This is a genomic window from Caulobacter sp. BE264 (assembly GCF_031457805.1).
Taxonomy (GTDB): Bacteria; Pseudomonadota; Alphaproteobacteria; order Caulobacterales; family Caulobacteraceae; genus Caulobacter.
Genome location: NZ_JAVDXI010000007.1, coordinates 207,593 through 231,564 on the forward strand (window position 1 = coordinate 207,593; position 23,972 = coordinate 231,564).

The 23,972-nt window shown below is 67.7% G+C and carries 31 protein-coding genes; 22 read left to right on the forward strand and 9 right to left on the reverse strand.

Annotation, left to right across the window (positions count from 1 at the left end; genetic code table 11):
* Window positions 1–15 precede the first annotated feature (15 nt).
* The 7 genes from J2X45_RS17225 to J2X45_RS17255 form a co-directional block, all read right to left on the reverse strand.
* A complete protein-coding gene (locus J2X45_RS17225) occupies window positions 16–327 on the reverse strand; it encodes a hypothetical protein (protein WP_310217210.1) in 312 nt (103 codons plus the stop codon).
* The gene (locus J2X45_RS17230; RefSeq protein ID WP_310217212.1) at window positions 314–1,957 is read right to left on the reverse strand and encodes a ParB/RepB/Spo0J family partition protein; all 1,644 of its coding nucleotides are present in this window, start codon (window positions 1,955–1,957) and stop codon (window positions 314–316) included. The genes J2X45_RS17225 and J2X45_RS17230 overlap by 14 nt, the downstream gene beginning before the upstream one ends.
* A complete protein-coding gene (locus tag J2X45_RS17235) occupies window positions 1,954–2,520 on the reverse strand; it encodes a hypothetical protein (RefSeq protein WP_310217214.1) in 567 nt (188 codons plus the stop codon). The genes J2X45_RS17230 and J2X45_RS17235 overlap by 4 nt, the downstream gene beginning before the upstream one ends.
* Window positions 2,520–2,858, reverse strand: a complete 339-nt coding sequence (locus J2X45_RS17240; protein ID WP_310217217.1) for a hypothetical protein — start codon at window positions 2,856–2,858, stop codon at window positions 2,520–2,522. Before J2X45_RS17240 ends, J2X45_RS17235 begins: the two co-directional genes overlap by 1 nt.
* Window positions 2,858–3,280, reverse strand: a complete 423-nt coding sequence (locus J2X45_RS17245) for a helix-turn-helix transcriptional regulator (RefSeq protein WP_310217220.1) — start codon at window positions 3,278–3,280, stop codon at window positions 2,858–2,860. Before J2X45_RS17245 ends, J2X45_RS17240 begins: the two co-directional genes overlap by 1 nt.
* A gap of 111 nt (window positions 3,281–3,391) precedes the next feature.
* Entirely contained in the window at window positions 3,392–3,589 is a 198-nt protein-coding gene (locus J2X45_RS17250; protein WP_310217223.1) for a hypothetical protein, read from the reverse strand.
* Between the two features lie 20 nt (window positions 3,590–3,609).
* Window positions 3,610–3,891 (reverse strand): DUF6948 domain-containing protein, encoded by a 282-nt coding sequence (locus J2X45_RS17255; RefSeq protein WP_310217226.1) that lies wholly within the window; start codon window positions 3,889–3,891, stop codon window positions 3,610–3,612.
* Between the two features lie 217 nt (window positions 3,892–4,108).
* On the opposite strand from J2X45_RS17255, the gene J2X45_RS17260 reads away from it, so the two are divergent.
* Complete coding sequence (locus J2X45_RS17260; protein ID WP_310217228.1) at window positions 4,109–4,741, forward strand: hypothetical protein; 633 nt, start codon at window positions 4,109–4,111, stop codon at window positions 4,739–4,741.
* Here J2X45_RS17260 and J2X45_RS17265 read toward each other — a convergent pair.
* Entirely contained in the window at window positions 4,738–5,331 is a 594-nt protein-coding gene (locus J2X45_RS17265; protein ID WP_310217231.1) for a S24 family peptidase, read from the reverse strand. The two genes, J2X45_RS17260 and J2X45_RS17265, sit on opposite strands and share 4 nt — an antisense overlap.
* 96 nt (window positions 5,332–5,427) lie before the next feature.
* Here J2X45_RS17265 and J2X45_RS17270 point away from each other — a divergent pair, with 96 nt between their 5' ends.
* Window positions 5,428–5,691, forward strand: a complete 264-nt coding sequence (locus J2X45_RS17270) for a hypothetical protein (protein WP_310217233.1) — start codon at window positions 5,428–5,430, stop codon at window positions 5,689–5,691.
* 4 nt (window positions 5,692–5,695) lie between these two features.
* Here J2X45_RS17270 and J2X45_RS17275 read toward each other — a convergent pair whose 3' ends face one another.
* On the reverse strand, window positions 5,696–5,974 hold the full coding sequence (locus tag J2X45_RS17275; protein ID WP_310217236.1) for a hypothetical protein: 279 nt from the start codon (window positions 5,972–5,974) through the stop codon (window positions 5,696–5,698).
* Window positions 5,975–6,506: 532 nt separating this feature from the next.
* On the opposite strand from J2X45_RS17275, the gene J2X45_RS17280 reads away from it, so the two are divergent.
* From J2X45_RS17280 to J2X45_RS17375, 20 genes are all read left to right on the forward strand, one after another.
* The gene (locus J2X45_RS17280) at window positions 6,507–6,749 is read left to right on the forward strand and encodes a hypothetical protein (protein ID WP_310217238.1); all 243 of its coding nucleotides are present in this window, start codon (window positions 6,507–6,509) and stop codon (window positions 6,747–6,749) included.
* The gene (locus J2X45_RS17285; protein WP_310217240.1) at window positions 6,746–7,075 is read left to right on the forward strand and encodes a hypothetical protein; all 330 of its coding nucleotides are present in this window, start codon (window positions 6,746–6,748) and stop codon (window positions 7,073–7,075) included. The genes J2X45_RS17280 and J2X45_RS17285 overlap by 4 nt, the downstream gene beginning before the upstream one ends.
* A gap of 1 nt (window position 7,076) precedes the next feature.
* Window positions 7,077–7,454, forward strand: a complete 378-nt coding sequence (locus tag J2X45_RS17290) for a hypothetical protein (RefSeq protein WP_310217242.1) — start codon at window positions 7,077–7,079, stop codon at window positions 7,452–7,454.
* A complete protein-coding gene (locus tag J2X45_RS17295) occupies window positions 7,451–8,083 on the forward strand; it encodes an AsnC family protein (RefSeq protein ID WP_310217244.1) in 633 nt (210 codons plus the stop codon). Before J2X45_RS17290 ends, J2X45_RS17295 begins: the two co-directional genes overlap by 4 nt.
* The gene (locus J2X45_RS17300) at window positions 8,080–8,820 is read left to right on the forward strand and encodes a hypothetical protein (protein ID WP_310217248.1); all 741 of its coding nucleotides are present in this window, start codon (window positions 8,080–8,082) and stop codon (window positions 8,818–8,820) included. The genes J2X45_RS17295 and J2X45_RS17300 overlap by 4 nt, the downstream gene beginning before the upstream one ends.
* Entirely contained in the window at window positions 8,817–9,302 is a 486-nt protein-coding gene (locus J2X45_RS17305; RefSeq protein ID WP_310217251.1) for a winged helix-turn-helix domain-containing protein, read from the forward strand. Before J2X45_RS17300 ends, J2X45_RS17305 begins: the two co-directional genes overlap by 4 nt.
* The gene (locus J2X45_RS17310; protein WP_310217253.1) at window positions 9,302–10,498 is read left to right on the forward strand and encodes a CHC2 zinc finger domain-containing protein; all 1,197 of its coding nucleotides are present in this window, start codon (window positions 9,302–9,304) and stop codon (window positions 10,496–10,498) included. Before J2X45_RS17305 ends, J2X45_RS17310 begins: the two co-directional genes overlap by 1 nt.
* 8 nt (window positions 10,499–10,506) lie before the next feature.
* A complete protein-coding gene (locus J2X45_RS17315) occupies window positions 10,507–12,405 on the forward strand; it encodes a hypothetical protein (protein WP_310217256.1) in 1,899 nt (632 codons plus the stop codon).
* Window positions 12,406–12,493: 88 nt separating this feature from the next.
* On the forward strand, window positions 12,494–13,198 hold the full coding sequence (locus tag J2X45_RS17320) for a transcription termination/antitermination NusG family protein (RefSeq protein ID WP_310217259.1): 705 nt from the start codon (window positions 12,494–12,496) through the stop codon (window positions 13,196–13,198).
* Window positions 13,199–13,566: 368 nt separating this feature from the next.
* Window positions 13,567–14,223 carry a hypothetical protein gene (locus J2X45_RS17325; protein WP_310217261.1) on the forward strand — a complete coding sequence of 219 codons (657 nt, stop codon included), beginning with the start codon at window positions 13,567–13,569 and terminating at the stop codon, window positions 14,221–14,223.
* The gene (locus tag J2X45_RS17330; protein WP_310217263.1) at window positions 14,220–16,352 is read left to right on the forward strand and encodes a terminase gpA endonuclease subunit; all 2,133 of its coding nucleotides are present in this window, start codon (window positions 14,220–14,222) and stop codon (window positions 16,350–16,352) included. The genes J2X45_RS17325 and J2X45_RS17330 overlap by 4 nt, the downstream gene beginning before the upstream one ends.
* A complete protein-coding gene (gpW, locus tag J2X45_RS17335) occupies window positions 16,352–16,570 on the forward strand; it encodes a gpW family head-tail joining protein (RefSeq protein WP_310217265.1) in 219 nt (72 codons plus the stop codon). Before J2X45_RS17330 ends, gpW begins: the two co-directional genes overlap by 1 nt.
* Before the next feature lie 15 nt (window positions 16,571–16,585).
* Entirely contained in the window at window positions 16,586–17,209 is a 624-nt protein-coding gene (locus J2X45_RS17340; protein ID WP_310217268.1) for a hypothetical protein, read from the forward strand.
* A 6-nt stretch (window positions 17,210–17,215) separates the two neighbouring features.
* Window positions 17,216–18,949, forward strand: coding sequence for a phage portal protein (locus J2X45_RS17345; RefSeq protein ID WP_310217269.1), 1,734 nt, complete (start codon window positions 17,216–17,218; stop codon window positions 18,947–18,949).
* 8 nt (window positions 18,950–18,957) lie between these two features.
* Window positions 18,958–20,550 carry a S49 family peptidase gene (locus tag J2X45_RS17350; RefSeq protein WP_310217272.1) on the forward strand — a complete coding sequence of 531 codons (1,593 nt, stop codon included), beginning with the start codon at window positions 18,958–18,960 and terminating at the stop codon, window positions 20,548–20,550.
* Between the two features lie 70 nt (window positions 20,551–20,620).
* The gene (locus J2X45_RS17355) at window positions 20,621–21,322 is read left to right on the forward strand and encodes a head decoration protein (protein ID WP_310217275.1); all 702 of its coding nucleotides are present in this window, start codon (window positions 20,621–20,623) and stop codon (window positions 21,320–21,322) included.
* Between the two features lie 51 nt (window positions 21,323–21,373).
* Window positions 21,374–22,462 (forward strand): major capsid protein, encoded by a 1,089-nt coding sequence (locus tag J2X45_RS17360; RefSeq protein ID WP_310217278.1) that lies wholly within the window; start codon window positions 21,374–21,376, stop codon window positions 22,460–22,462.
* Window positions 22,463–22,543: 81 nt separating this feature from the next.
* A complete protein-coding gene (locus J2X45_RS17365) occupies window positions 22,544–22,852 on the forward strand; it encodes a hypothetical protein (RefSeq protein ID WP_310217280.1) in 309 nt (102 codons plus the stop codon).
* Complete coding sequence (locus J2X45_RS17370) at window positions 22,852–23,523, forward strand: DUF6441 family protein (protein WP_310217282.1); 672 nt, start codon at window positions 22,852–22,854, stop codon at window positions 23,521–23,523. The genes J2X45_RS17365 and J2X45_RS17370 overlap by 1 nt, the downstream gene beginning before the upstream one ends.
* A 2-nt stretch (window positions 23,524–23,525) precedes the next feature.
* Window positions 23,526–23,951, forward strand: a complete 426-nt coding sequence (locus J2X45_RS17375; protein WP_310217283.1) for a hypothetical protein — start codon at window positions 23,526–23,528, stop codon at window positions 23,949–23,951.
* Window positions 23,952–23,972 lie beyond the last annotated feature (21 nt).

Sequence of the window (23,972 nt, forward strand, 5' to 3'; positions counted from 1 at the left end):
TCAGTCTCCTGTGGGTTAGGCGGCGGGGCGTGCGAGCGGCGCTCGCATCGACAGATCGGCGAGAAGGCGCAGCAGCTCGTCGCCGGCGGCGGGGTCGAGGCTGAGCTGGCGCAGCGTGGCGCGGCCGAGCTCGCGGCCCTGCAGGGCCTGGGCGAGCTGGGCGAAGCGCCGGGAGATCCGGCCCGCCTCCAGCGCGGCGGCCTGCAGGCGTTCGGCGCGGACGGGGTGGGCGACGGCCGCCGCCAAGCGGTGACCAGACGCCACCAGCTGGTAGCGCGCAGCCATGTCGGCGGCGGCCTGGGCGGCCGGGGCGTTAAGCAGCCGCATCGGACGCGTCCTGGCTGGCGGCCTTGTTGATCGCAGCTTCAAGCGGCGTCGGCGCCAGCGCGGCGTTCATGACCGTACAGATCAGGTGGAGAAGTTCGGTCTCGCGCGGCTGATACTGGTGGCCAATGCCCCCGCTCATGACGAGGTAGCGCCCCTGCGCGTCGACAATTCCCCGACGCTTTGGCCGCAGCGGGAAATCAACAGCCTTTTCCGCGAACTCTTCGCGCAGGCCCTTGATGATGTGATCCTTAAGTCCGTTGGCGATGACCTGTTCGTCGACCGAGATCACGCGCTCGAGCCTGGCTGCGTCACGCTCTCTGATGCGCTTGGTCTCGGCGCGGTTGGCGGCCTTCGCCGTCTTGAGCGCGGCCATCTTGGTCTGCTGCTCTTCGGTGTAGGCGAAGGGCGCGTTCAGCCAACTCGAAACATACTGGCCGGCCTCGGTTGCGGCGTTCGCCTTCTCTTCGCCCACGGCCGCCACGCGCAGCGCGTGGAGAGCAGCGATGGCGTCAGCAGCGTTACTGCCGGGCGTGTAGATCGGCAGGAACTCCTCGGACATGAGGACTTCGCTCAGCTGGTCGCTGCTGCCCAAGTTCACCGATGACCTGGGGTCGTTGTAGTTGAGAGCGGTGAACCGGAAGACGCCCTGGCTTACGAGACCCTTGAAGACAGGATCCTTGGGCGCGTCATGGTCGCACTCGGTTTCGAGGCCATAGGTGAAGCGCGTGAACGGCGTGTTGCGACCCTTGTGGACGACCTCGGCGATCGTCATCAGGTCGATCGACCGCAGCTGCGACGAGACCTCTTCGATCCGCTTGCGCACTTGGCGCTTGAGCCAGTCGAAGTTCTGGCGGCCTCTACGGACCTCTTCGATCGCTGCCGGCTTGGCGCGGTCGAGGGTGGCGATCTTCTCCTGGACGTCGCGCACGCCCTTCTCGCTCCCCTCCTGAGCGCGCCCCAGCTTGAGCGCGATCTGGCGCGCCGAGAGGCCAGTCTCGTCGCGGTAGGCCTTCAGCGCCTGCGCGTCTTCCCAGGGCGACAGGTCCTCGCGCTGGCCGTTCTCGACCAGGCCGATGAAAAGCGCCTCGGCCTTGCTGGCCTCGCGTTGGATGAACGGCAGGCCTTGGGCCAGGGCTTCGGGAAGACGGCCCTGCGCCTGCAGGAGGCGGCAGGCGCGCACGCGGCGCTCACCGGCGTGCAGCATGCGGTTCAGTTGACCGGGGCTGGCCTTGTAGAGGACGATCGGCTGCAGCAGGTCGCCCGCCTCAGCGATCGAGTCGGCGAGGCCTTCCAGGGCGTCCTGGTCGACCGACTTTCGCGGATTGTCCGGATTGAAGTCGATGCGGTCGAGCGCAAAGCGCGCGATGGCTCCGGCGGGCACGAAGCCGTTGGCGCGATCGATCGCGTCGAGGGCTTCCGTGCCTTGCGGAGTGCGCGTCCAACCGAGATCCGCATCGCCCTGGACCAGGCCCAGCTCGACGAGCTTGCCCAGGTCGCGCTTGAGGTTGGAGCGCACGCGGCCTGTCCTGTCGACCAACTGGTCGAGCGTGTTGCCGGTGCCGGTCCAAGGGCCGCTGAGGGCGCGCAGCACGTCTTCAAAGGTCAGTGTGGTGGGCGACAGCGACGTCATTCGTCTTCTCCGGTCTCGATGTGGAAGGGCGCGGGCTCGGCTCCGATCGCCAGGCCCTCGGGATCGAACAGCGGCACGGCGCGCCCGCCGGTGTGGCTGTGCTCGAGGCGCGCGACGGGTCGGCCGAGCGCAATGTTGAGCTGGGTGTGGGTGACGCCGCTTACCCGGGCGAGACGCAGGCCGGCGTCCGGATGGCCCGGGGCGATCTCAATCCACGTAAGGTCGAAGGGGCGCGGGTTACCGGCCGGGCGGGCGATGATGCGGTCGGCGGTCTGGGCGATCGCCTGGGCTGTTGGAACGTCGTCAGCGCCGCGCTTGGCCAGTTCACGACACAGGCCCCAGGCCACCCGCCGCGTGGTCGGTCCGTAAAGGACCGAGCGGATCTCGGGCCGCCCCTCAACCGCGCGATAGATGATCGTGACGTCGTCGCCCTCGGCGAACTTGACCTCAGCCGGCGGGGCCGCGCCGAAATCCGCGCCGGCAGGGCCGCGGGCCTCGGTCACTTCGCCAGCGCTGGCCAGTTGGGCGGCGGCGGCCGCGAAGGAAACGACGTCGGCGCTCATCACCCCTGCCCCGTCGGCGAGCGCAGGACCTTCATGCGCGCGCCCAAGGCCAGCAGGTCGGTCAATGCCACCGCGCTGCGCAGGCCGGCGGCCAAGGCCTCGGCGCCGACGAACGGGCGCTCCTGCTCCAAGGTGACGGCCACCAGGATGGTTTCGTCGGCGTCCAGGCGGATGGTTCGGCCACCGGCGTGAAGCCCGATGACCTGGCGCGGGTCACGATCGGGCGAGAGCACGACCAGCGGCGCGGCGCAGATGCTGATCGCGGGGGCGCTGGCCAGGGCGGCGATGGCGTCGGCCACGTGCTGGCCCTGGGCGTAGAGAGCGGCGGGGCGGGCCATCACGCAGCCGCCTTTTCGGCGTCGGCGGCCATCTGCTCGACCAGGCCCAGCAGTTTGCCGCGCAGGCGGCCATCGATGCGCTGCAGGGCCAGCGCCAGATCCGCGCCGTGCGACAGCCCGGCCAGAGCCAGGCAGGGGTTTTCGGGATCGAACTCAGCGTCCGGATCGACCGTGTCCGCCAGGCCGTGGAAGAAGTAGCCGATCTCGACCTTCAAGGTCCGCGCGGTCTCATACAGCTTACTGGCGCTCACGCGGTTGGCGCCGCGCTCGTACTTCTGGACCTGCTGGAAGGTGAGCCCGAGGGCGTCGCCCAGCTCGGTCTGGCTCATGTTCAGCAGCTTGCGCCGCATCCGGATCCGGCGGCCGACGTGTTCGTCGACCGGATTGGCGGTGCGAGCGTCGCTCGTATCGTCGAAGGCCATGGGGGTCTCCTGTAGGAGCGCGCGCTGGGCGCTCCGGGGTTTGAAGTTTTCGGAATGAGGAGGGCCGGCCAGGGCGGTAGGGCTACGCCGAGCCCTGGCCGGCCCTCCGGCTCACCAGCCGTCGCCGTAGCCGTAGCCGTCGCCGTCGCCGTCGCCGTAGCCGTCGCCGTCGCCGTCGCCGTAGCCGTCGCCGTAGCCGTAGCCGTAGCCGTCGCCGTCGCCGTAGCCGTAGCCGTAGCCGTCGCCGTCGCCGTAGCCGTAGCCGTCGCCGTAGCCGTCGCCGTAGCCGTCGGAGCGGGCACCGCCCACTCCTTGGCCGTCGAGGGTCGCTAAGCGGCCCACTTCTCGGCCTCGCACGGGATGATGGCGATGAGGGCTTTGCGGCTGACCTTGAGGTCGGCGGCGGCGTCGAGGCGGGTGTCAGGCAGCGGGCCTTCCTTGGCCAGCTGGCCCAGGCCCTCCTTGGTGCCCCAGCGGCGCACCGGCCGGGCGCCTTCGATCTCGACCCAATCCGGCGTCGTGATCACCTTGCCGACCCAGACAAAGCCCCGGTCGGCCACCACCAGCGCCAGCCCGTGGGCCTCGCCTGTGGTTTGAGTTTGTTCCGTCATCTTGCTCTCCTTCAGGCCTCCCGCCGCTCGCCAGACATTCCCGGCGGCTGGCGGGAACCTGGTCGGCCTCTCCGAAACGACGATTGGGGCGTCGTGAGTCGGCGGGAGGTTGAGGGATTGTCAGCGCCTATTCTGACATTCTGTCAAGACATCATGTCAGGAGACGCGTTGCGGCCCTGGCGATAGCGTTGCTGCTCAAGCTTCCGAGAGGTTGAATATGAGGGCGCTGGCCGTTTTCGCCGGGTTGGCCACTATCGGCTTGATGAGCTGCGAAGCGCCGCAGGCAGCAAAGCCCAAAGAGCCGACGGCTCAAGGCGTGGCCGCGCCCGCAGCTGCGCCGGCCATGGACCTGTCCACACCTGACCGGGCGCTAAAGTCGCAATGGGCCTACGCGGATTGGTACCGAGCATCGTCCTGCACGGTCCGGAACGAGCTAGTTAAGGGGGAGACTGCGGAGGCAAAGCGGTTCGGCATACTTGTGCGCCCACTCCCTCCAGCCGACACGTTGACGGGCGCAGCAAAAGAAAGCTTCTTGGCGGCGAGGGCGCTGACCGAAAGCTGCAAGCCAGACGTACTGCGTCGAGAAATCAATGAAATAAAGACGGAGACCGAAAGCAGGGCTGTTGCATTCTACACCGTCTACGATGAAACACCGATTCCTGAGGGCTACAGCCTTTCTGAATATAGCAAAGAAGACGCCACTACTGGCGACCGATTCAAAGTCGTTCTGACGAAAGTAGAAGGCAAGTGGTTGGTAGAGGATTATGCTCGCTTCTTTGTTTACGATAAAAGCTGGCTTTCAATGACATCCAAACCGCGCGAGATCGCTCGCAGCACCACGGCCTTCTAGCCCCGCCCCACTACGCTGTGCATGGCCTGCACAATAGTGATTGGGTACTCAAGATCCTGGTCCGGATTGAGCTGATGCAGGACGAGCAGTTCGGCCTCGCGACGTATAAACCGCTTAAGAAACCCGCCGCCCTCGGTCGTGACGAGCACGCAATCCTGCCCTCGTGACGGCCAGCGGTTGGGAGCAACATAGATGATCTCGCCCGGCTCATACCGGGGGCTCATGCTGATATCCGCCACCTCAAGCGCAAACGCGTCGCGCACGTGCTGCTGGTTTGGATGCATGGGCACGTATCCACGCAAGCTCTGCTCCGCGATCGTCAGTCGGCTTTCACTGGCCGCCCCAACCCATCCGTAGAGGGGCACCAGGCCAGGCATCGGCATTACCTTGCCGCCCGCCGCGACTGTGCTGGGGAGACCGCCGAGCCATTCCTGAATGGTGCGCGCCTCGTGAAGCTGTAGGCGTCGCTTGCCGCCAAAAATGCGACTGACCGAAGCGCTATCCAGGCCGAGCAGACGCGCGAGGTCGGCCTTCGTCTTGCCCTGCTCCTGCATGGCAGCGTCAATTGCGGCGATTTCCGGATCCATCATGGAGCCGGACTCTGACGAAATGTCAGAACGCAGTCGTTGACGACTCGCGCGGATCACTTCACCCCTCGTCATGACATTTCGTCAGGAGCTTATGTCATGACCGATGGCGCCTGTCACGCGCCCGCGTCGGAAGCTGTTCCGACCGCCCGTGAGATCATCCTCAAGGTGATCGGAGCAAAGCGGCTTGCCGCGTGGTGCGGCGTCAGCGACGCAACACCCTATCAATGGCTTAGCAGGAATGGCGACGAACAGCCGATCCCGCTGGACTACGCGGCGAAAATCGTCGCCGGGGCCAGGGCTGAGAAGCTCGATATCCGACCGGACATCCTCTTCCCAAGCCTGGCGGGGTTGTTGGCGTGACTGCTCAAATGCCCATCCGGTCGCCCAGCGCGTCCACCTGGTCGAAAGCGCGATCCAGCTGCTCGCTTGCGATTTCTAGGTGCAGTCGCGCGCGGCCGATCTGGCGCCTGCGCGTCTCATGCTCGCCGGCACTAAACGTCTTGGGCTCCGCCAAGACCTCCCCCTGCGTCACCGTGTATCGCTCGCCCCTTCCGCAGGGGCAGGCGGTATCGGCGCGGCCGATCAGCAGCACGCGCAAGTCGCTGAGCACGCGCTCAACGGCGGCTTCTCTCTCACTCAACACTGGCTTTACTCCTGCCGCGACAACTCGTCGCACGGGTAATTCAAGGCGATACTTGAATTGCGTGCAACCTAAAAGGCAACGCTTCGGTTGCGACAGTGTGACTCAATTGACCTTTGGTTGCATTCCGAGTCATAAGCCGGATCTCGCGCGGGCCGCGAAATCCTCGCGTCGCGAGGGCGGCCGATGAGCGCCCGGCTTACGCTAACCGGCTTCCGCCCCGGCGCGATCTCAGACCTTCACTGGAGAAGGTCTTTCGAGGCCCGCCTTGAGCGGCTACGGCTGGACGTCGCCGCGCGTTCGCAGGCGATCGCTCGGACCCGCGAGCTACTGGCTTCGGACTATGCGGCTTTCAAGGCCACGGCCCGGATCCGACAGCGCCTGCAGTTTTCCAATTTCAGCGCCCCTGCGCCCTCAGCTGGTGCTGCGCCATATCGACGATCTCACGCGCTGTCGCCACGACTCGGGCGGATAGCAATTGACGGTGTGCGTCTCCCCATCCTGCCGATAGGGGAAGACGAGTGGGGGATAGCTCATGATCCCCGATAACAGCCACCATGCGCTCAAGGTGGGGCTCGACCGGTTCCTCGGCGGCCAAGACCAACAGCAGGTTTCCCAAGAGGATCTTCAGCGCCAGCACATCGGCGCGCAGCTCGATCTCGGTCTGGGTCGGGGCTTCACTCATTTCAGCTTCTCCGTGGGTAGTGGTTCCCTCATGGAAAGCCGAGTCGGCGGGGGCGGCCAAACCGCCTCCGCCGACGAGGGCGCCGCGCTATGAGCCGCCGTCTGCCCGAACCCAGCACCGAAGACCTGGCCAAGTGGGCGCGCCTGACCAAGGCCGCGCGCGAGCAAGCCGCCTCGCCCATGGCCTGGGCTGGAGATCTCGGTAAGCGCGCCAAGGTCGCCAGCCGCGCTCAGATCCCGCCCGCCTATTGCGTGAAGGGCTCGCCGTTCCAGCGCCTGGTCGAGCTGGGCAAGGTGTTTGCCGGCCTGCATCAGGACCAGCGCGCCGCGAAGGCGGCCGAGTTGCTGTGCCTAGCCGACGAGGTTGACCAGGCCCTGGCCTCGCGCCCAGCCCGCAAGCGCGCGGATCTGGATGGCTGAGATGACGCGCCGCCGGTCCTTCACCGTCGAACAGGCCCGCCGCAAGGAAGCGATGGATCCGCATGTGCGCTGCCGAAAGCTGGCGCTGGCGGCGTTGCATCTGGGCGGCGCGGCGCTGGGTGAAATGAACGGGGCGCAGCCCGACCCCAGCGGCTCGGCCCGCTGGGATCTGATCCGCTTCAACGACGAGCTGGCGCACGGCTGCAGCGCCGTCGCCCCGGCCCTGAGCGACCCTGACGGCCGACAGGCCTGGGCGCTGCTGGTCAGCGCCGGCCGGGCCTTTGTCGCCGCGTCCTCGCGCCGCCGGCGGGCCTTTGCACCCGCCCTGATCGCGGCAGCGCAGCTGGTCGAAGATTTCTTCCAGGAGCAACGCGGATGACCGCACTGTCGAAGAAGGATCTCGAGATCCTGAACCTGAGGGCCGCGCGCATGTCGTCGGCCTCGATCGCCGTCATGGTCGGCTGGTCGGAAGCCAAGGTCTACAATCGGCTGGACGCGCTGAAGGTCTATTCGGCGGCCGATGCGCTGGATCGCATCGCCGGCAAGACGGCGGTCAATCTGGCGGGCTTGGCGGCGTTCGGCGACGAGGCGTTCGCGCTGCTGCTCAAGTCGATGGTCGAGGTGATCGCGCAGGCGACGGCGGTCCCCGCGCCCCCTGCGCCGGCGGCCGTCCGCGTGGAAGCCGTCAGGGCTCAGCCTCGCCCCGCTCCGCCCCGCTCCGCTCCCAAGCCTCCTGCGCCTCGGGTCGAGCGCAGCAAGCCGGCGGCGCCGCGTCCATCGCGCCAGGCCGTCCAGGGCGAGACGCCCCTGCCGGTCGCCGCATCCGTTCCCCCGCCGCCTGCCGCACGGCGCGCCCTCCTCGGCGCTGTTCGGCTGAAGCCCGTCAGCCCACGGGTGGCGGCGTGGGCGGGCCACTTCCGCAGGGCGCGCTGGTCCCTGGAGGAAGTGGCCCATCTGTTCGATGTGTCGGAAGACGCGCTGGCCTCGGCGCTGGGTGAAGCTGCATGAGCCGCAAGCCCAGCCGCGCCGTGATGGAAGGCCACGCGCCCGCCCTCGTCGAAACCGACGATGCGCAGACCGCGCTCTATCGCGCGCTCAACTATCTGCCGACGCCGCCCTGGGCGGCTCGGGCTGGCGCCGAGATGCTGCTGCGCCTTGATCCGACGGCGCGCACGATATGGGAGCCGGCCTGCGGCGAGGGGCATATCGCCGGACCGCTGCAGGATTATTTCGCGGTCTGCGTGACCGACATCCATCCGCACGGCTTTGGCCTGGTTGAGGACTTCCTGCAGCCCAGCCCGACGCGACGATTCTGGAAGGCGGACTGGGTCAAGACCAATCCACCGTTCAAGGATCTGGAAGCGTTCGTGGCGCGAGGCCTCGAGGCCTCCAAGGCGGGCGTGGCTCTGCTGCTGAGGACATCGGCGGTCGAGAGCATCAAGCGCCACGACATCATGCAGCGCCTGGCGGTGCAGGTGACGTTCAGCGAGCGCGTTCCGATGGTGCTTGGCCGCTGGGATCCGGAGGCCAGCTCGGCGACATCCTACGGCTGGTTCTACTGGATGCACCCGGCGGCTGAGGCGGCCTCGCCGCTGGCGCTGGCGATCGAGGCGGCGCGCGCTGAGGGGTTGTGGTTGCACGGGCTGTTTCCGCCGGGCACCCGCGATCGCCTGTGGCATGCGGATGACGTGCGCAAATACGCCAAGCTGGCTCCGGCGCCGCTGTTCGACGGGGGCGTTGCATGATCGGCTGCGCCCACTGCGACGGCCTGCGCCGGCAGATCCGCGAGCTGCAGGAAGAGCTTGCCGAGTGGCGTGTGCGCGACCAGGTCGCGGCGTCTGCGCTGGACATTCAGATCGCCACCCTGGTGCGCCAGGCGGTCAGGGTTCTCAAGCAAGACCTGAAGTACTTTGGCCCGGCCGAGTTCCGGGTGCTCCTGGCGCTGCTGCAGGCCTCTCCCGAAATCTGCCCGCACCCGAGACTGTTTACGGTCGCCAGTCGGGGGCTGGAAAGCGACACAAGCATCGAGATCGTCAAGGTGCGGATCTCGCGCCTGCGGCGGCTCCTGCGGGTAGCGGGCTTTCACGACGTGATCGAGACCTATTGGGGTCACGGCTATCGCATCGCGCCTGCCGCTGCGCCCGCGATCAAGGCTTGGCTGGCGGATCTCGAAAGCGGAGAGCTGGTTCGCCGGGATGCGAGCGGCGCTCGCATGGTGGGGGCGTGATGCGCGAGGAAGACCTCTTCGCACGCGCGCGCGATCGCGTGTCGGTCGCCGATCTGGCCACGCATGCGGGATCGAAGCTGCGCGGCGGCCAGACTCAGCAGCGCGGCGTGTGCCCGGTGCAGGGCTGCGGAACCAAGTCCAAGACCTCGCCCTTCGCCGTCTGGCCCGCCAAGGGCTGGTTCCGCTGCTACAGCTGCGGCGTCTGGGGCGACGTGATCGATCTTGAGCAGCAGCTGGGCGGCGGAACCGCGTCGGATGCGGCGCGGCGGCTGCTGGGCGAGCACTTCAAGCCCTCGGCCCCGCGCAAGGTCTACACGCCGGTGGAAGAGCAGGCGCGCGATCGCAAGCGCCTCGAGCTGGCGGAGCGCATGTGGCGCGAGGCCAAGCCCATCCTGGGGACCCTGGCCGAAAAGTACCTGCTGGCGCGGTTCATCCACCCGGCGGTGATCGTGGCGGCCGCGCCGGCGCTGCGTTTCCACCCTGCGGCTCTGCATAGCTTCGACGAGGGGCTGCGGGTGTGGGTGACCGCGCCGGCGCTGCTGCTGCGCGTTGAGACGGTGAGCGGGCCCACCGGAGGGATTCACGCGACTTACCTGCTGCGCGACGGCTCAGGTCGCGACAAGGCGCTGGGCAAGAAGATGTGGGGCGCGCACGCCGATCAGGACGGTCGGCGGGCGGGGGCTTGGCTGATCGGGCCCGTGCGCGAGGGCTATGACGGCACGCCGCTGGTGCTTGCCGAAGGGCTGGAAACCACGCTGTCTCTGGCCTCGCTGGCCTGGACCCAGGGGCGTCGCGTGCGAGCTGTCGCGGCGTTGTCGCTGGACCGGCTGCAGGGCCTGATTGCGCGCGACGCCGAAGGCTGCATGGATCTGGATGCGCCGAAGGCGGATCTCGAGCATCCGCCGTTCCTCTGGCCCGCGCCTGAAGCCCAGCCCTGGCCAGAGATCCTGGTCGGGATCGATCACGACATGAAGCCCTGGAAGACCATGGGCCGCACCGGGCGCGGAAAGCCGGTGCAGATGGTCTTGGACGCGCAGGCCCGGGCGGCCCTGTGCGGGATCCTGGTGAAGCAGCAGTGGCGGGCGTTCGGGCAACCGAGCGTCCGCCCTCTGCTGCCGCCGCCCAACAAGGATTGGAACAACGAACTGCAGCGCCGGGTCGAGGCTGACCAGGCGCGGATAGGGGCGTGCGCGTGAGCGAGGGCATGGACGAAGATCACCTGGGCGCGGGGCAAGAGCCCCTGGCGGCGGACTATGAGCCGCTGAACCTGGAAGAGCCCCAGGACGGCGGTGACGCCGACAATGACAGCGGCGAAGGGCTGAAGGGCTTCCCGAATCCTCCGCTGAGCGAGTGTCCCGTCGTGCCGCTGGGCTGGTTCGGCAAGAACGTCGTGTTCGCCATGCCAGAGGGCGAGATCCGCATCGAGCCGGCCGCGAAGTTGGGCCAGATGATCACGGTCGACATTTTCGCCAGCGAGGCGTCGCGATCGTTCCTGACCTATTGGCGCGACAAGAAGGACAAGTTTCACCGCGAGCTCGCGGTCGTGTGGTTTGTGCGCCAGTGCCGCGACGCCGGTTACTGGGATAACAGCCGCGAGGTCCGCCTGCTGGGGGTATGGCCCGGCGACGACGGCGCGCCGGTGATCCACCTAGGCGACGAGGTCTGGCTGCTGGGCGGCAAGAAGGCGGTCAAGCGGTCGATCGCCGACATGCTGCGCCACAGGAACGGGCCGCTGTATCGCGTCCAGCCGCCGGCGATGCGGCCGGCCAAGCCTGCAACGGCGGCGGACGGCGCCTGGGTCCGCGACCAACTGGACCACTGGGGGTTCGAGCGTCTCGACGACGAGGGGTTGAGCGGGGCTGACATCGTGGCCGGCTGGCTGCTGCCGGCGTTGCTGGGCGCGGTCGCCCCGTTCCGGGGTCACCTGATCGTCTACGGCCCGCCTGGGGCAGGCAAGACCACCCTGGTTAAACTAGCGCGCGATCTGGTCTCGGCCAACGCTGGGCCGCTGCTGGACAGCTTCTCCGAAGCCGGCTTCCGCGCCGAGATCTCGGGCATGGCGCGAGCGGCCTTCCTGGATGAGGCCGAAGCGGCGTCTGACGGCCATGGGCCTGGGCCTGTGGAGCAAGCTCTAGGCCTCCTGCGCCGTATGGCCACCGGCGACGGCTCGGTGCGTAAGCAGGGCGGCGGCGACGGCGGTGTGACCACCCAGACGGCTGTGGGCGCTGCAATGCTGGGGGCTGTGACGCCGCCAAAGCTCGAGTCGGCCGACGCGACGCGCATGGTCGAGATCCGGCTTCGCCCCCTTCCCCCGCTCCCCCAGGACGGCCGGGATCCGGACGCGACAATCCGCGAGGCCCGCGAGAAGGCCAAGAAGCTGGCGCCTGCATTGCTAGGGCGCGCTCTGGCCAATGCGGGGCGCTACAAGGCCGACGTGGCGGCCATGAAGGCGGCCTTGCGACGAAGCGGTCAGAGCCCGCGCACGGCCGACCTGGTGGCCATGCTGGCGGCGGGGCGAAGGCTACTGCTGGTCGACGAGCCGCTCGATGAGGCCTCAGCCGACGATGAGGTCCGGTTCTGGGCGCCTCTGATCTATCAGCGCCAATCGCAGGATCTGGTGACCAACGTGGGGGCCGACGCCTTTGCGCACATGATGGCTGCGGAGAGTTCGCTCTACAGGTCCGACAGGCGGCTCTCGATAGGCGCCATGGTTGAGCGTATCGCCAAGCACGAGCGAGAGTTCGCCGAGACCCTCAGGGGCTACGGGATCCAGCTCTGGGAGGATGGCGACCCTCCGGCCTGGGAGGCGTCCAGCGGCGGCCCTGGCGGCCGTCCTGGGCCGTTCCTGATCGTGGCCAACAAGCACCCTGCGCTGGAGAAGATCTTCGCCGGCACGGTCTGGCGAGATTGGCGGCGCTCGCTGTCGTTCCTGGATGACCTCGGACCGGATTTCCAGACCTGGCCGACCAAGCCCCTGCGCTATGGCGCGGGCGTCAAACAGCGCGGCCTAGCGATCCCCCTCACCCCCTTGCTCGACAATCTGCCCGGCGGCCGTTCCAGGGCCGTTCCGACCAGCGTTCCGGAGGAAAGCGTTGACTGGTAACGACAATCTTCCACCTGGAACGGGTGGAACGCATGGAACGCCAGATGGTCTCCTGCATGCACATGGGCAGGCGGGCGCGGGAGTGTACATGTCCGTTCCATGCGTTCCATCCGTTCCACCTTCTATTTCTTCTAAGACTATCAAAGAGATAGATAGGAACGCCCCCCGGAACGCCCCGGAACGCTCGGCGTGGTTCGTCGCTGAGGTCGTTTCCAAGGAAGAGCCGCGCGCCCTGGCCCAGCTGGAAGACGCTGGCGTTGAGGCCTATTGCCCGGTCGAGACGCATCTGACCCGCCACTCGCGAAAGCAGGCCCGCAAGCGCTATGAGGTCCCCCTGCTGCCGGGCTATGTGTTCGTCCGCCTCCCGGTGACGGATCTTGGTTTGCCGACGCTGGACCGCGACGCACTGCGCGAGGCCTCGCCGATGGTGAAGGGCCTGGTGGTGGTGGCGGGCAAGGTGCGATCGATCTCGGATCGCTGGATCGACGCTCTGCAAGCGGCCCAAGCCAAGGGCGCCTTCGACTACCAGCCGCGCGGGCGGCCTAACTACGCCAAGGGCGACGAGGTTCGGATCGTCACCGGCGCCATGGCGGGTCGCATCGCTCAGTTCGTCGCCAACAAGAGCGGCCGCCTCAAGCTGCTGCTCGAGCCGATCGACGCGCAAGGTCAGCCCATCGCGAACGGCCAGCCTATCCGGGTCAAAGTCGAGCCGGAAGCGGTCGAGCCGGCCAATCCACTGCCGGTCGACCCGTCCAAGAACCTCTGGCCGCCGTCACCCGACATAACCCCATAACGCAACCTATTGCGTTCGCGCCCGAATAGCGGCACAACATGGACCAATGGCCCTGCTATTCGGGGTCGCGGACGATGGCCCAGGGCTTAGCCCCGATAAGACCGACCGCCAGAGAGCGGCAGGCCACCCGGTTCGGAGGTTCGGCGATCGCCAGAGCCATCCCGAGCACGCTAGCGCAGCATTGCCCTCGCCAAACCCTTGAACCACAAGGCCTTTTGCCCGCCCCTCGCGCCGCACCCCCTGGGGTCGACGGGTCCTTCCCCCGCCGCCGGGCGTATACGGTACAGCGGAGCGTGACCTTCAAAAGATCGCTCGTTGTGGAAAAACATTATGAGTGACAACCACTTATAACCCCGGAGGTCGCCCTTATGACCGCCGAAACAACCGAATGGGTCTCGCAGTCAGAGGCGGTCCGCCTCCTGGCGGCCCGTCAAGACGAGATCAGCCAGCCCGCGCTCAGCCAGTACCTGAAGAAGCACCCCGAGGTTGCGCGGAAGGACCTGGGCCCGGGCAAGGCTCAGATGATCGACTTCGCCAGCCTGGTGCGGTCTCGGGCGACTCGCCGTGGTCGCGGTCCGTCTTCGACGCCGACGCCGGTGCACCAGCTGCCGATCGGCGAGACGCCGACGCTCAACCTGGTGGTCGCGGCCGTTGAGCCCGAAGCCGAAGAGAAGCCCTCTCGCGAGGCGACCTTCAGCACCGAGCTGGCGAAGCGGAAGGCCATCGCTGACACCGAGACGGCCGAGTTCAACGCGCGCTCGGCCAAGATCCGCGCCCAGGAGCTGGAAGGCCGCCTGATCGACAAGGATCAGGTCTCGTTGGCGTTCCAAGCCGCCGGCGTCGCCCTGCTGCGGGCGATGGAGGACAAGCGCCGGGGCGTCGTCGACGCGATCCGCGCCGCCCAGGACGCCCGAGGCGCTGACCAGGCGATGCGGACCTATGAGCGCGACGTGCGAGCGGCGTTCGCACACGCCCTCAATGACCTAGCGCTGGCCGCCCAGCCCGAAGCCCTCGCCGCGCAATGAACCCGGCGCTGATCGGCGCCGGCCCCCAGGTCGCCGCCCTGTTTCTGTCTCTCGCGCAGGTCGTCGCGCCTCCGCCGGACGAGCCGATCTACGCCTGGGCGGAAGGTCGGGTGGTGATTCCGGCCGAGGCGAACACCGCGCGCCCCGGCCCGCTGTCTTGGGATGGGTTCGAGTACTGCCTGGAGCCGCTGGAGCGCCTGAAGTTCGATCACCCCAGCCTGCGCGTGCTCGTGATGGCCGCCGCCCAGACGGGAAAGTCGAACATCGGCGTTACCTGGGCATCCTGGATGATCGTCCGCGCCCCGCGCCCGATGGGTCTGGGCGTTCCGAGCCGCCCGAAGGCTCAGGCGTTCAACAGCAAGAAGCTGCAGCCGGTCATCGACCAGACGCCGATCCTGCGCGAGCGTGTCGTGCCGGAGGGCTCGCGCAAGGCCCGCGCTTCGACGTCGATCCAGAAGAACTATCCCGGCGGCTCGCTGACGATCTTCAGCGCCGCGTCGGTCAACGATCTGCAGGCGGAAAGCTACGGCGCGCTCTGGCTCACCGAAACGCCGAACTTCAAGGCAGAGCTGGGCTCGCGCGGTTCGCCGATCGGCCAGGCCCGCTCGCGGATGGACGGCTGGGAAGCCGCCGGCACCAAGGAACTGCACGAAAGCACGCCCGGCGAAGAGGGCGAGTGCCCGATCTCGGCCGAGTACATGGCCGGCGACCAGCGCCAAATCTACCTACCCTGTCCGCACTGCGACCACGCCTTCCGGATCGACTGGGAAGATTTCGTGGTGCCGGACGATGGTTCACAGGATCCCTACGTCATTCCGCCCTGCTGCGGCCATGAGACGGGGGCCATTGTCGAGGAGCGCGACCTTCCCGCCCTCAAGCGCCTGATCCGCGAGCGCCTCGAGCTGGAGGAAACCCTCGGGCCGGATCGGCTGCATGAAATCGGCGACCATCTGGCGGCCGGCTATCTGCCGACCTTCAAATCCGACAATCCAGAAAACCCTGCGCCGGGCAATTCGGTGCCGCGATCGGAGTTTAATCGCTGGCGCCAGCGCCCGACCGAAGGCCGCCTGGGCAGCTATCATTTCTGGCAGATCCTTTCGCCGCTGAAGACCTGGCGGGGCATTGCTCAGGACTGGCGTGACGCTCGCGGCAATCCGGCCGAGGAGGCCTCGTTCCGTCAGCAGAAGCTGGGCCTGCCGACCGTCACAGGCGTGAAGGCTCCCGACCACCAGGTTCTGGTGGAAACCGCAAAGAAGATCGGCGTTATCCCCAAGCAGATCCCGCAGGGGACCTGCTGGCTGAGCCTGCAGGCCGACGTCCAGGGCGACTGCATCGTTTGGTCGGCTATGGCTCACGGGCCGCTGTTCTCGGCCCGCTTCGACAACGGCGTCATCGACAAGGACCCGCTGACGATCGACGCCTGGGCCGAGCTGGGCCGCATCGTCGAGCGCCGCTACGAAGGTCCGCATGTTCGCCCGCTGGGCTTTGACGCTGTCGGCGTGGACTCGGGCGGCGTCGAGGGCGTGACCCCGCGCGTGTACGAGTTCTGCCGTGGCCGATCCAACGTGTATGCGATCAAGGGCGCGTCCCGGCCGATCCCTTCTGGCCTGCCCACCGAGCTGAAGAAGATCAAGGGCAAGGACACCCGCCAGCGGACCATCACCGTCGATCTGCTGTTGGTCGATGGCTACGTGATCAAGCGCTACGTGGCGCTGAGCCTTCAGCAGTTCGTCGCCAGCGGCGATCTGGGCGCGACCCAGCAGGGCGCGCTGCTGTTTGAAGACGACGCGACCGAGGAAGATTTCCGCCAACTCACCGCCGAGGTGTTCAAGCGCCCGGTCGACGCCAAGCCCGGCCAGCGGGGCGAGTGGGTCAAGATCCACGCCAACGAACAGCTCGACCTGGCCGTCTATGGCTGGGCGCTGGCCTATCAGAAGCGCATCCACACCTGGGACGCCGCCCGCTGGGAAATGGTCTTCAAGCAGCGCGCTCGCCTTCAGGAAGAGGCCGAGGAAGCGCCGCTGGCCGCGCTCTGGTCGGCCGAGCCGCCGCGCGTTCCCAAGGCCGAAACGGCCCCCAACCCCGGGACCGAGCGCCGGTCCCTCTTCAGCCGCCGGAGCGACATCTGATGCCCCTGACGTTGCAGGAAGAGGCCCGCCTGGCGCGCCTCGAGGCCGCCTACGAAAAGGCCCTGTCGGGCCAGAGGGCCAAGGTCACCCAATCGGGCGGCCGTCGCGTCGAATACGGCGATGTCGATCTGACCAAGCTCAAGGCTGAGATCGAGGGCCTGCAAGCCAAGGCCACCGACGGTGGCCGTCAACGCGGCGCCCTTCGGTTCCGCCTCTAGCCCCTGGAGACTTCCATGAATGACACCCCCGAAGCCCCGGCCCTCGCCGTGGCCAATCCCGCCGACAAGATCCTGGACAACCTGGACGCCTTCGCCGGCGTCGTCGTCCAGATCCTGGTCGGCGGCGCGCTGCCGCTGAGCTCGGCTCATACGCGCCAGCTGCTGCAGGCCGAGCACAGCTTGAAGGCCTCGACCGCCCAGTTGCGCGACTTGATCGCGGGGCTCGACGACGAGGACTTCGTGCCGCAGGGCATGTTCACCGGCTTCGGCGGCCTGCCTCTGCAGACCGAAAACGATCTGCGCGCCAAGGACGAGGCGCTGATCGCTGATCTTCTGGACGGCGTGCCCGGTGACATCGTGTCGATGCCGCCAGCGGCAGTCGAGCTGCCGATCTTCTCCGAGTTCGGTCGCGAGCTTGTCGGCCTGCCTGACGCCTCTGCGCTGGTCTCTTTGCTGCGCCTTGAAGTCGAGGACATCGATGGCCTGGCTAAGACGCTGAAGGCGCTGAAGGCCAAGGCCGCCGCGCGCAGCGTTCCGGCCGCCAGCGAGGAGCCGGAAGCGGGCGCGTCCGAGGCCGACCCGCCGCAAGCCGATCCCCCGGCCGACGAACCGGCCGCCGCCCCGACGCCGGAGGCTTAACGCACCATGGCCCTGTTGCACCCCAGCGGTCGGGAAATATCCCGCCAGGAAGTCGCCCGCGCGCGAGCTTCGGCCAATGCCGGAGAGGGTCGGCAGGGCCATGCCTATCAGGGCGCGGACACGAACGGCGTTTGGACCGCCAACTGGCCGGCCCGCCTGCAGTCGGCCGACCGTGACTGGCTGCCGGCGCGCAACATGTCGGTCGCTCGCGCACGCGACCTGATTAACAACGAGCTGGGCGGTCGCTCGATTGTCTCGCGTCGCCGCAACGCCGCGATCGGCCGTGGCTGGCGGCGTTCGTCGCGTCCGGCGGCCCGCGCCCTGGGTATGACCCAGGAGCAGGCCCGCGACCTTGGCCAGACGATCGAGGTCGAATGGGATCTCTACGCCTACGGCCACAGCTTTTCTTGCGACGCTGAGCGGCGCTTCACCTTCGGCCAGCTGCTGCGCGTGGCCGCAACCCACCTGATGCAGGACGGCGAGTTCCTGGCGATTGTCGAATGGGCCGGTGAAGAGGCGACCAAGTACAAGACCCGCCTGCGCCTGGTCGATCCCGACCGCCTGTGCAACCCGCGCGGCGTTCCTGACAACGGCAGTGTGCGCCAGGGCTTCAAGATCCGGGGCGGCGTCGAGTACGACCAGAACGACATTCCCGTCGCCTACTGGATCCGCGAGCAGCACCCCAGCGACGTCGGCCTGCAGGTCGCGATGTCAGAGCCCCGCCGCTGGGACCGCTTCGCCCATGCGCTGGGCCGTCCCCAGGTGCTGCACGGGTTCGATCCCGAGCGCGCCGGCCAATCGCGCGGCGTCAGCGCCTTCGCCGCCGCGCTGAAGGGCTTCCGCGCCCTCTCGCGCTTCCAGGACGCCACGCTGCAGAGCGCAGTGATCAACGCCCTGGTGGTCGGCTTCATGCAGTCGAGCGCGGGCCCGGAGGCGGTCAGCGACAGCTTCACGGTCGATGACCTGGCGGGCTTCGAGGGCGACCGCGAGGAGTTCTACAAGACGAACCCGGTCAAGATCGGCGAGGCCATCCTGCCGGTGCTGCCGCTGGGTGACGAGCTGAAGCTGGCCACGGCCAGCAAGGATGTCGGCCAGTTCGATGCGTTCTTCCGGTCCATCTATCGCCTGATCTGCGCCACGCTGGGCGTGACCTATGAGGAAGGGTCGATGGACTATTCCTCGACCAACTATTCCTCGGCCCGCGCCGCGATGATCCCGGCCTGGAAGGAAACCGAGGCCTTTATGGGCACGATCGACGCCATGCTGGCGACGCCGTTCCACGCCGCCTGGCTGGAAGAGGCTTTCGAAGAGGGCCACATCGTTCCGGCCAACGACAACGCCCCCAGCTGGTATGAGGCCCAAGAGGCCTACGCCAAGGGTCGCTGGATCGGACCGGGGCGCGGCTACATCGACCAGACCAAGGAAGTCGCGGCCGCCGCCGGTCGCCTCGAGGCTGGGATCTCGACCCTGGAAGACGAATGCGCCGACCAGGGCAAGGACTATGTCGAGGTCCTGGACCAGCGCGAGTACGAGCTGGCGATGATCGCGGAACGCCCGCATCTGGCCGCGGCGCTGGCGCGGGGCATGAACCCCATGACCGGCCAGGCTCAGCCGGTCGCAGAGGGCCAGGTCGCGCCTGAGGACGCCCGCCCGGCCGCGCGTTCGGCGCTGGCCGCTCTGCGCGCCATCGCGGACTCGCCCGCGCACGAAACCTTCCTGGACGCCCGTCCCGCCGCCTGAGGCCCCCGATGACCAACGCCGCCCTTCTGGCGACGCGCTATGCGCGCCGCCCGCTTCTGCTTGAGCCCGCCGCCGCCCTGCGCTTGGCCGAGCAGCTCCGGACCATCGACGGTCGCGCCTTCTCGCGTCCTGGCCGGCTCGGCGCGTTCATGCGTCAGGTCGGTCTGGCGTTTGGCGGCCGCGACGGTGCGAGCGCCGCTCGCATCCAGGCGATGGAAGATGATGACTACGCCCCGCCGCCTCCGCTCGAGGAGCGCCTGGCCTATTCGCCGCGCTGGGCGGGCGAGGTCGATGACCGAGGCTATTGCTGGGCGCTGAAAGACGGCATTGCGCTGATGCAGTGCGACACCCCGCTGGTTGAGCGCGGCGAGGAATTCTGCGGCGTCGTCTATCACGGCTATGACACGCTCAAAGCCGCGATCGCCGACGCCATCGCCGATCAGCGCGTGCGCGGCCTGTTCATTCGCATGTCCAGCCCTGGCGGCGTCGTCGCCGGCGGATTGGCGGCCCTGGCCAAGTTCATGCGCGAGGTTCGCGCTACTGGAAACGCGGCCGGCAAGCCCATCCATGTGCATGCGGACATGGCCTGCAGCGCCGCCTACTGGATCTCGGCCCAGGCTGACCGGATCACGGCCCCTAAGGTCGGCCTTGTTGGGTCGATCGGCGCGGTCCTGGTCCATGAAAGCTACGAAGAGGCCCTCAAGGAATACGGCCTCGAGGTCACGGCGATCCAGTTCGGCGCTCAGAAGACCGCCGGCAACTGGTGGTCGAAGCTGACGCCCGAGGCGAAGGCGGACCTGCAGGCGGAAATTGACCAGGTCGGCCGCGATTTCGTCGCCGACGTCAACCTGGGCCGTCCGATCCTGACCCAAGAGGCGCTGATCGGCACCGAAGCCCGTGTTTTTCTCGGCGAACACGACGAGGCGGCCCGTTCGGGCCTGGCCTTGGGCTTCGTCGACGCGATCCGAAGCGAAGAAGAGGCCTTCGAGGATCTCTACGCCGAGGTAACGCCCCCGGAACCGGCGCTTGGCGCCGTGCAACCCGTCTCTGGCCAGGCCAGGGACGCCTCAACCTCCCGAAAGGAGACGCTCATGGCCGGTTCGGCCCCTAATCAAGCGGCCCAAGCGGCCCAGACGCGCAAGGCGGCTGCTCTTAAGGCGCTGAGCGCTCAGCGCGCGAAGATCGACGCCGAGATCCAGGCCCTGGAAGGCGAAACCGACGATGAAGGCGCCGAAGCTGGCGCTGAAACGGCCGCCGGCACGGGTGAAGGCTCCGAAGACGACGACGAGGACGGCGACAAAGAGCCCAAGGACGCCCCGGACGCTCCCGAAGGCGCCAGTGAGGCTGAAGCCATCGCCGCCAGCGCTGAGGCCAAGGCTAATCCGGCCGGCGCCATCGCCGCCATCCAGTCGGGCCTGACCCTGGCGCAGTTCAAGGCCATGTCGGGCTCGGGCGCGCTCACCGCCTCGGCCAAACGCTCGCCTCTGGCCGAGGCGATGGCCGGGGCGCGCCGTCTGGGCCCGGACGCTCAGGCCGCCACCCATGCCGAGTCGCCTCTGGTCGCCTCGGCGCGTCGTCAGCGGGAAGCCGCCAAGCGCTGATCGCTCAACGCTGGCCGGCGAGCGCTCTTGCGCCGGCGCCTCCCTATGAACCTCTGAAGGAACAAGTCCCATGGACGTTGTGAAGTTCACCAAGCCGCGCACGGAAGGCGACCTGATCGCCGTGGAGTTCGATCCGAACTACTGCCGTGATGAAGTCACCTTTCTCGCCGGTTCTGGCGCAACCCGCGCCGTTCGCCAGTTCGCCGTCCTGGGCGCGCTGCTGACGGGCACGGTCACGGTCACCGCCGGTTCGGCCGTTTCGGCCAGCGGCGGCACGCCGGGCAACGGCGCGATCGGCACGGTCACCGCCGACGCGGGCGCGCCCGAGGGCGTCTATCAGGTGATCATCATCGAGCCGGCCGCCAATGGCGGCGTGTTCGAGGTGCACCGCCCGGATGGCCAGATCGATGGCGCCGGCGCGATCGGCACGGCCTACAACGGTGCCATCAACTTCACCCTCGCCGACGGTTCGACCGACTTCGTGTCGGGCGACCGCATCCCAGTGACGGTGGACTACGCTGTGACCGGCGCGCGCAAGTTCACCGAAATCGACTTTTCCGCGGTGGATGGTCGCGCCAACGCCGTAGGCGTCGCCCCCCAGGCGCTCACCGTTCCGGACGGCACGGATTTGACCGGTCCCGCCATTCGTCGCGGTCCGATCCTGCTGCGCAGCGAGGAGCTGGTCTGGCCGGCGGGCGCCACCGCCGACCAGAAGGCCGGCGCCATCGCCCAGCTTGCCAGCCTGGGCATCGTCGTCCGCACCAGCGGCTGACCCTAAGCCCGCCTCTCGACCCTCGTTTCCCCTTTCCAAGGACCCAGACACATGCCTACTGCTGTGATCACGCCCGATACGGGCCCGGTCTCGATGCCGTTCAGCGCCGTCGAGCTCACCGCCGCCATCAACGTTCTGCCTGCGCCGTTCGGCCAGATGGAGGCTGACGGCTACTTCCCGGCTGAACCGCTGGCCACCCAGTACTTCTCGATCGACATCGACAACGGCGTTGTCAGCGCCCTGCCGGTGACGGATGGCGCTCCCGCCACCTTGGCCAAGCACGGCTCTTCCGAGTCGCGCATCTTCAAGGTTCCGCAGATCGAGCACCTGGACTCTGTCCGGGCCAACGAGATTCGGGGCTGGACCCAACTGGCAGGTCGCTCGCGTAATCCCGACACCCTGGCCGACCTGGTCAACCGCCGCCTGCTGATCTTCAAGCGCAAGTTCAACCTGACGCTGGAGCTGATGCGGACCTCGGCGATCAAGGGCGTGGTGGTCGACGGCAAGGGCGTCGAAGTCGTCAATCTGTTCACCGCCTTCGGCGTGACCAAAAAGACCGTGTACTTCGACCTCAGCAACGCCAACGCCGATGTCGCCGGCCAGTGCGATCGGGTCTATCAGCTGATCAGCCAGGACCTGAGCGACGAGACCATGACCGGCATCGTCGCCAAGGTCTCGCGCCAGTTCTTCAACGCCCTGATCTCGCATCCGAAGGTCGAGAAGTTCTGGCTGCAGCACCAGGCCGCCCTGCAGCTGGCCAATGTGCAGCGTCGCCAGGACGGCGCCTATCGCGTGCGCGAGTTCGAGTTCGGCAACATCCTGTTCCAGGAGTACTCGGCTGTCGTGCCGATGTGGGGTGGGACCAACACCCAGATCATCGCCTCGGGCAAGGGCCATGCCTATCCGTCCGGCACGATGGACACGCACGTGACCTATGTCGCGCCGCCCGAGGACATCGCCGTCCTCGACGGCTCGGCCGCCGATGTGACCGACTGGATCCACATCACGACCGAGCAGATGAAGCACGGCAAGGGCGTGGAGATGCTGGGTCAGGCCAACTGCGTGCCGATCTGGCGTCGCGTGAGGCTGCTGGTCGAGCTCGACTCCGGCTCGGGCAGCTCGACCGATCCGATCGGCTAAGGCCCTTCGGGTTGTGAATGAGTTTGCGGCGGCGGTCCTGGTGATCGCCGCCGCATTTCTCGTTTCCGCCTGTCTCAGATCATGAGCTGGTCAGAAAATCTCGCGGCGATGAACGCCGACGTCTTCGCCGAGCTGGCGGACGGCCTGGCGACTTGGCCCGGCCTCGCCAACCCAGTGCCGGTGATCATCCGTGGCGAGGACGCCACGCTAGAAATGGGCGGCGCGGAAGCCATCGCCGCCGCCACCTTCCTGGAAGTGCGGGTCGCTGACGTCGCCAACCCGACCAAGGGCCAGGAGGTCCAGTTGGGTTCGGTCACTTACAAGGTTCTAGGCAAGCCGCGCCGGGGCGAGGATTTCTCGGTCTGGATCTGCGAGGTCGCGAAGCTGTAATGCCGCGCGTCGAGATCGATGATTTCGGCGACGTGATGACCGAGCTCGAGCGCGATGTCGCCGCCTCGATCACGGACGCGACGGCCGAAGGGACCGAGCTGCTCAAGCAGGACCTGCGGTCCGACACGGCGGATCATCTCAGCCCGCGCCTGGCCAAGAGCTGGCGCTCACGCGTCTATCCCGCCGGCCAGTCGAGCATGGATCCCGCAGGCTGGGTCTGGACCAAGGTTCCAAAACTGGTCGACGCCTTTGATCGCGGCGTGACCATCAAGTCCGCGCAGGGTCTGTGGCTAGCCATCCCAACGGCCGCCGCCGGCGCCAAGGGCTACACCCGCGACTCGGTGGGTCGCGCCTATGGCGCTCGGCCTAAAATGGAGCGCGTCACGCCGGGCGGCTTTGAGCGCCGCACCGGGCTGAAGCTGAGGTTCGTGTTCAAGTCGCGTCGCGTGTCGCTCCTGGTGGTCGACGGCGCGCGCTATGACAGCCGGGGTCGCGCAGCGCAGCTCAAGGCGCGTGGACGTAACGCGCGCCTGTATCGCGAGGGCGGAAAGACCATCGTGGTTTTCATCCTGGTGCCCCAGGCCAAGCTGAAGAAGCGCCTTGATGTCGACGGCGCGGCCGCCCGCGCCGAAGCGCGCATGCCCGCCCTGCTGACCAAGCACTGGAGATAGAGATGGGCACGAAACGCGAAGCGATCCTGGCCGCTGTCGAGACCCTGCTGCAATCAGCCGTTCCGCTGTCCAGCGTCAGCCGCGACGAGGTCAAGGCCGACGAGATCGACCCGGCAGGGACCTTCGTTGTGTTCGACGGCGACCCTGGCGAGCCGGAGATCGACCTTTCGCCGCTGCGCTACACCTGGACCCACCGGATCCCGGTCTCGGTCGGGGCGCGCGGCGGCGATCCGCGGGGCCTGCTGGACACCGTTCTGAAGTCGGTCGGCGTGGCCATCTCGGCCAATCGCACCCTGGGCGGCTTGTGCGAGTGGCTGGACGCCGAGGCGCCCTCGCCCGATCCGCTCGAGGCCCCCGGCACCGAGGTCCACCGCTGGACCGACCTGATCATCATCGCGACCTACGCGACGACCTCGCCGCTCGGCTGATGCCGTAAGGCCCCCTTAGCC

Coding starts and splice junctions, on each gene's coding strand:
- J2X45_RS17260 (WP_310217228.1), top strand. CDS start 4,109: ATGAGGGCGCTGGCCGTTTTCGCCGGGTTGGCCACTATCGGCTTGATG.
- gpW (WP_310217265.1), top strand. CDS start 16,352: ATGCCCCTGACGTTGCAGGAAGAGGCCCGCCTGGCGCGCCTCGAGGCC.
- J2X45_RS17310 (WP_310217253.1), top strand. CDS start 9,302: ATGCGCGAGGAAGACCTCTTCGCACGCGCGCGCGATCGCGTGTCGGTC.
- J2X45_RS17285 (WP_310217240.1), top strand. CDS start 6,746: ATGAGCCGCCGTCTGCCCGAACCCAGCACCGAAGACCTGGCCAAGTGG.
- J2X45_RS17350 (WP_310217272.1), top strand. CDS start 18,958: ATGACCAACGCCGCCCTTCTGGCGACGCGCTATGCGCGCCGCCCGCTT.
- J2X45_RS17225 (WP_310217210.1), bottom strand. CDS start 327: ATGCGGCTGCTTAACGCCCCGGCCGCCCAGGCCGCCGCCGACATGGCT.
- J2X45_RS17340 (WP_310217268.1), top strand. CDS start 16,586: ATGAATGACACCCCCGAAGCCCCGGCCCTCGCCGTGGCCAATCCCGCC.
- J2X45_RS17265 (WP_310217231.1), bottom strand. CDS start 5,331: ATGATGGATCCGGAAATCGCCGCAATTGACGCTGCCATGCAGGAGCAG.
- J2X45_RS17345 (WP_310217269.1), top strand. CDS start 17,216: ATGGCCCTGTTGCACCCCAGCGGTCGGGAAATATCCCGCCAGGAAGTC.
- J2X45_RS17290 (WP_310217242.1), top strand. CDS start 7,077: ATGACGCGCCGCCGGTCCTTCACCGTCGAACAGGCCCGCCGCAAGGAA.
- J2X45_RS17330 (WP_310217263.1), top strand. CDS start 14,220: ATGAACCCGGCGCTGATCGGCGCCGGCCCCCAGGTCGCCGCCCTGTTT.
- J2X45_RS17300 (WP_310217248.1), top strand. CDS start 8,080: ATGAGCCGCAAGCCCAGCCGCGCCGTGATGGAAGGCCACGCGCCCGCC.
- J2X45_RS17240 (WP_310217217.1), bottom strand. CDS start 2,858: ATGGCCCGCCCCGCCGCTCTCTACGCCCAGGGCCAGCACGTGGCCGAC.
- J2X45_RS17375 (WP_310217283.1), top strand. CDS start 23,526: ATGGGCACGAAACGCGAAGCGATCCTGGCCGCTGTCGAGACCCTGCTG.
- J2X45_RS17245 (WP_310217220.1), bottom strand. CDS start 3,280: ATGGCCTTCGACGATACGAGCGACGCTCGCACCGCCAATCCGGTCGAC.
- J2X45_RS17305 (WP_310217251.1), top strand. CDS start 8,817: ATGATCGGCTGCGCCCACTGCGACGGCCTGCGCCGGCAGATCCGCGAG.
- J2X45_RS17280 (WP_310217238.1), top strand. CDS start 6,507: ATGATCCCCGATAACAGCCACCATGCGCTCAAGGTGGGGCTCGACCGG.
- J2X45_RS17325 (WP_310217261.1), top strand. CDS start 13,567: ATGACCGCCGAAACAACCGAATGGGTCTCGCAGTCAGAGGCGGTCCGC.
- J2X45_RS17360 (WP_310217278.1), top strand. CDS start 21,374: ATGCCTACTGCTGTGATCACGCCCGATACGGGCCCGGTCTCGATGCCG.
- J2X45_RS17230 (WP_310217212.1), bottom strand. CDS start 1,957: ATGACGTCGCTGTCGCCCACCACACTGACCTTTGAAGACGTGCTGCGC.
- J2X45_RS17270 (WP_310217233.1), top strand. CDS start 5,428: ATGACCGATGGCGCCTGTCACGCGCCCGCGTCGGAAGCTGTTCCGACC.
- J2X45_RS17235 (WP_310217214.1), bottom strand. CDS start 2,520: ATGAGCGCCGACGTCGTTTCCTTCGCGGCCGCCGCCGCCCAACTGGCC.
- J2X45_RS17365 (WP_310217280.1), top strand. CDS start 22,544: ATGAGCTGGTCAGAAAATCTCGCGGCGATGAACGCCGACGTCTTCGCC.
- J2X45_RS17370 (WP_310217282.1), top strand. CDS start 22,852: ATGCCGCGCGTCGAGATCGATGATTTCGGCGACGTGATGACCGAGCTC.
- J2X45_RS17315 (WP_310217256.1), top strand. CDS start 10,507: ATGGACGAAGATCACCTGGGCGCGGGGCAAGAGCCCCTGGCGGCGGAC.
- J2X45_RS17320 (WP_310217259.1), top strand. CDS start 12,494: ATGTCCGTTCCATGCGTTCCATCCGTTCCACCTTCTATTTCTTCTAAG.
- J2X45_RS17255 (WP_310217226.1), bottom strand. CDS start 3,891: ATGACGGAACAAACTCAAACCACAGGCGAGGCCCACGGGCTGGCGCTG.
- J2X45_RS17355 (WP_310217275.1), top strand. CDS start 20,621: ATGGACGTTGTGAAGTTCACCAAGCCGCGCACGGAAGGCGACCTGATC.
- J2X45_RS17295 (WP_310217244.1), top strand. CDS start 7,451: ATGACCGCACTGTCGAAGAAGGATCTCGAGATCCTGAACCTGAGGGCC.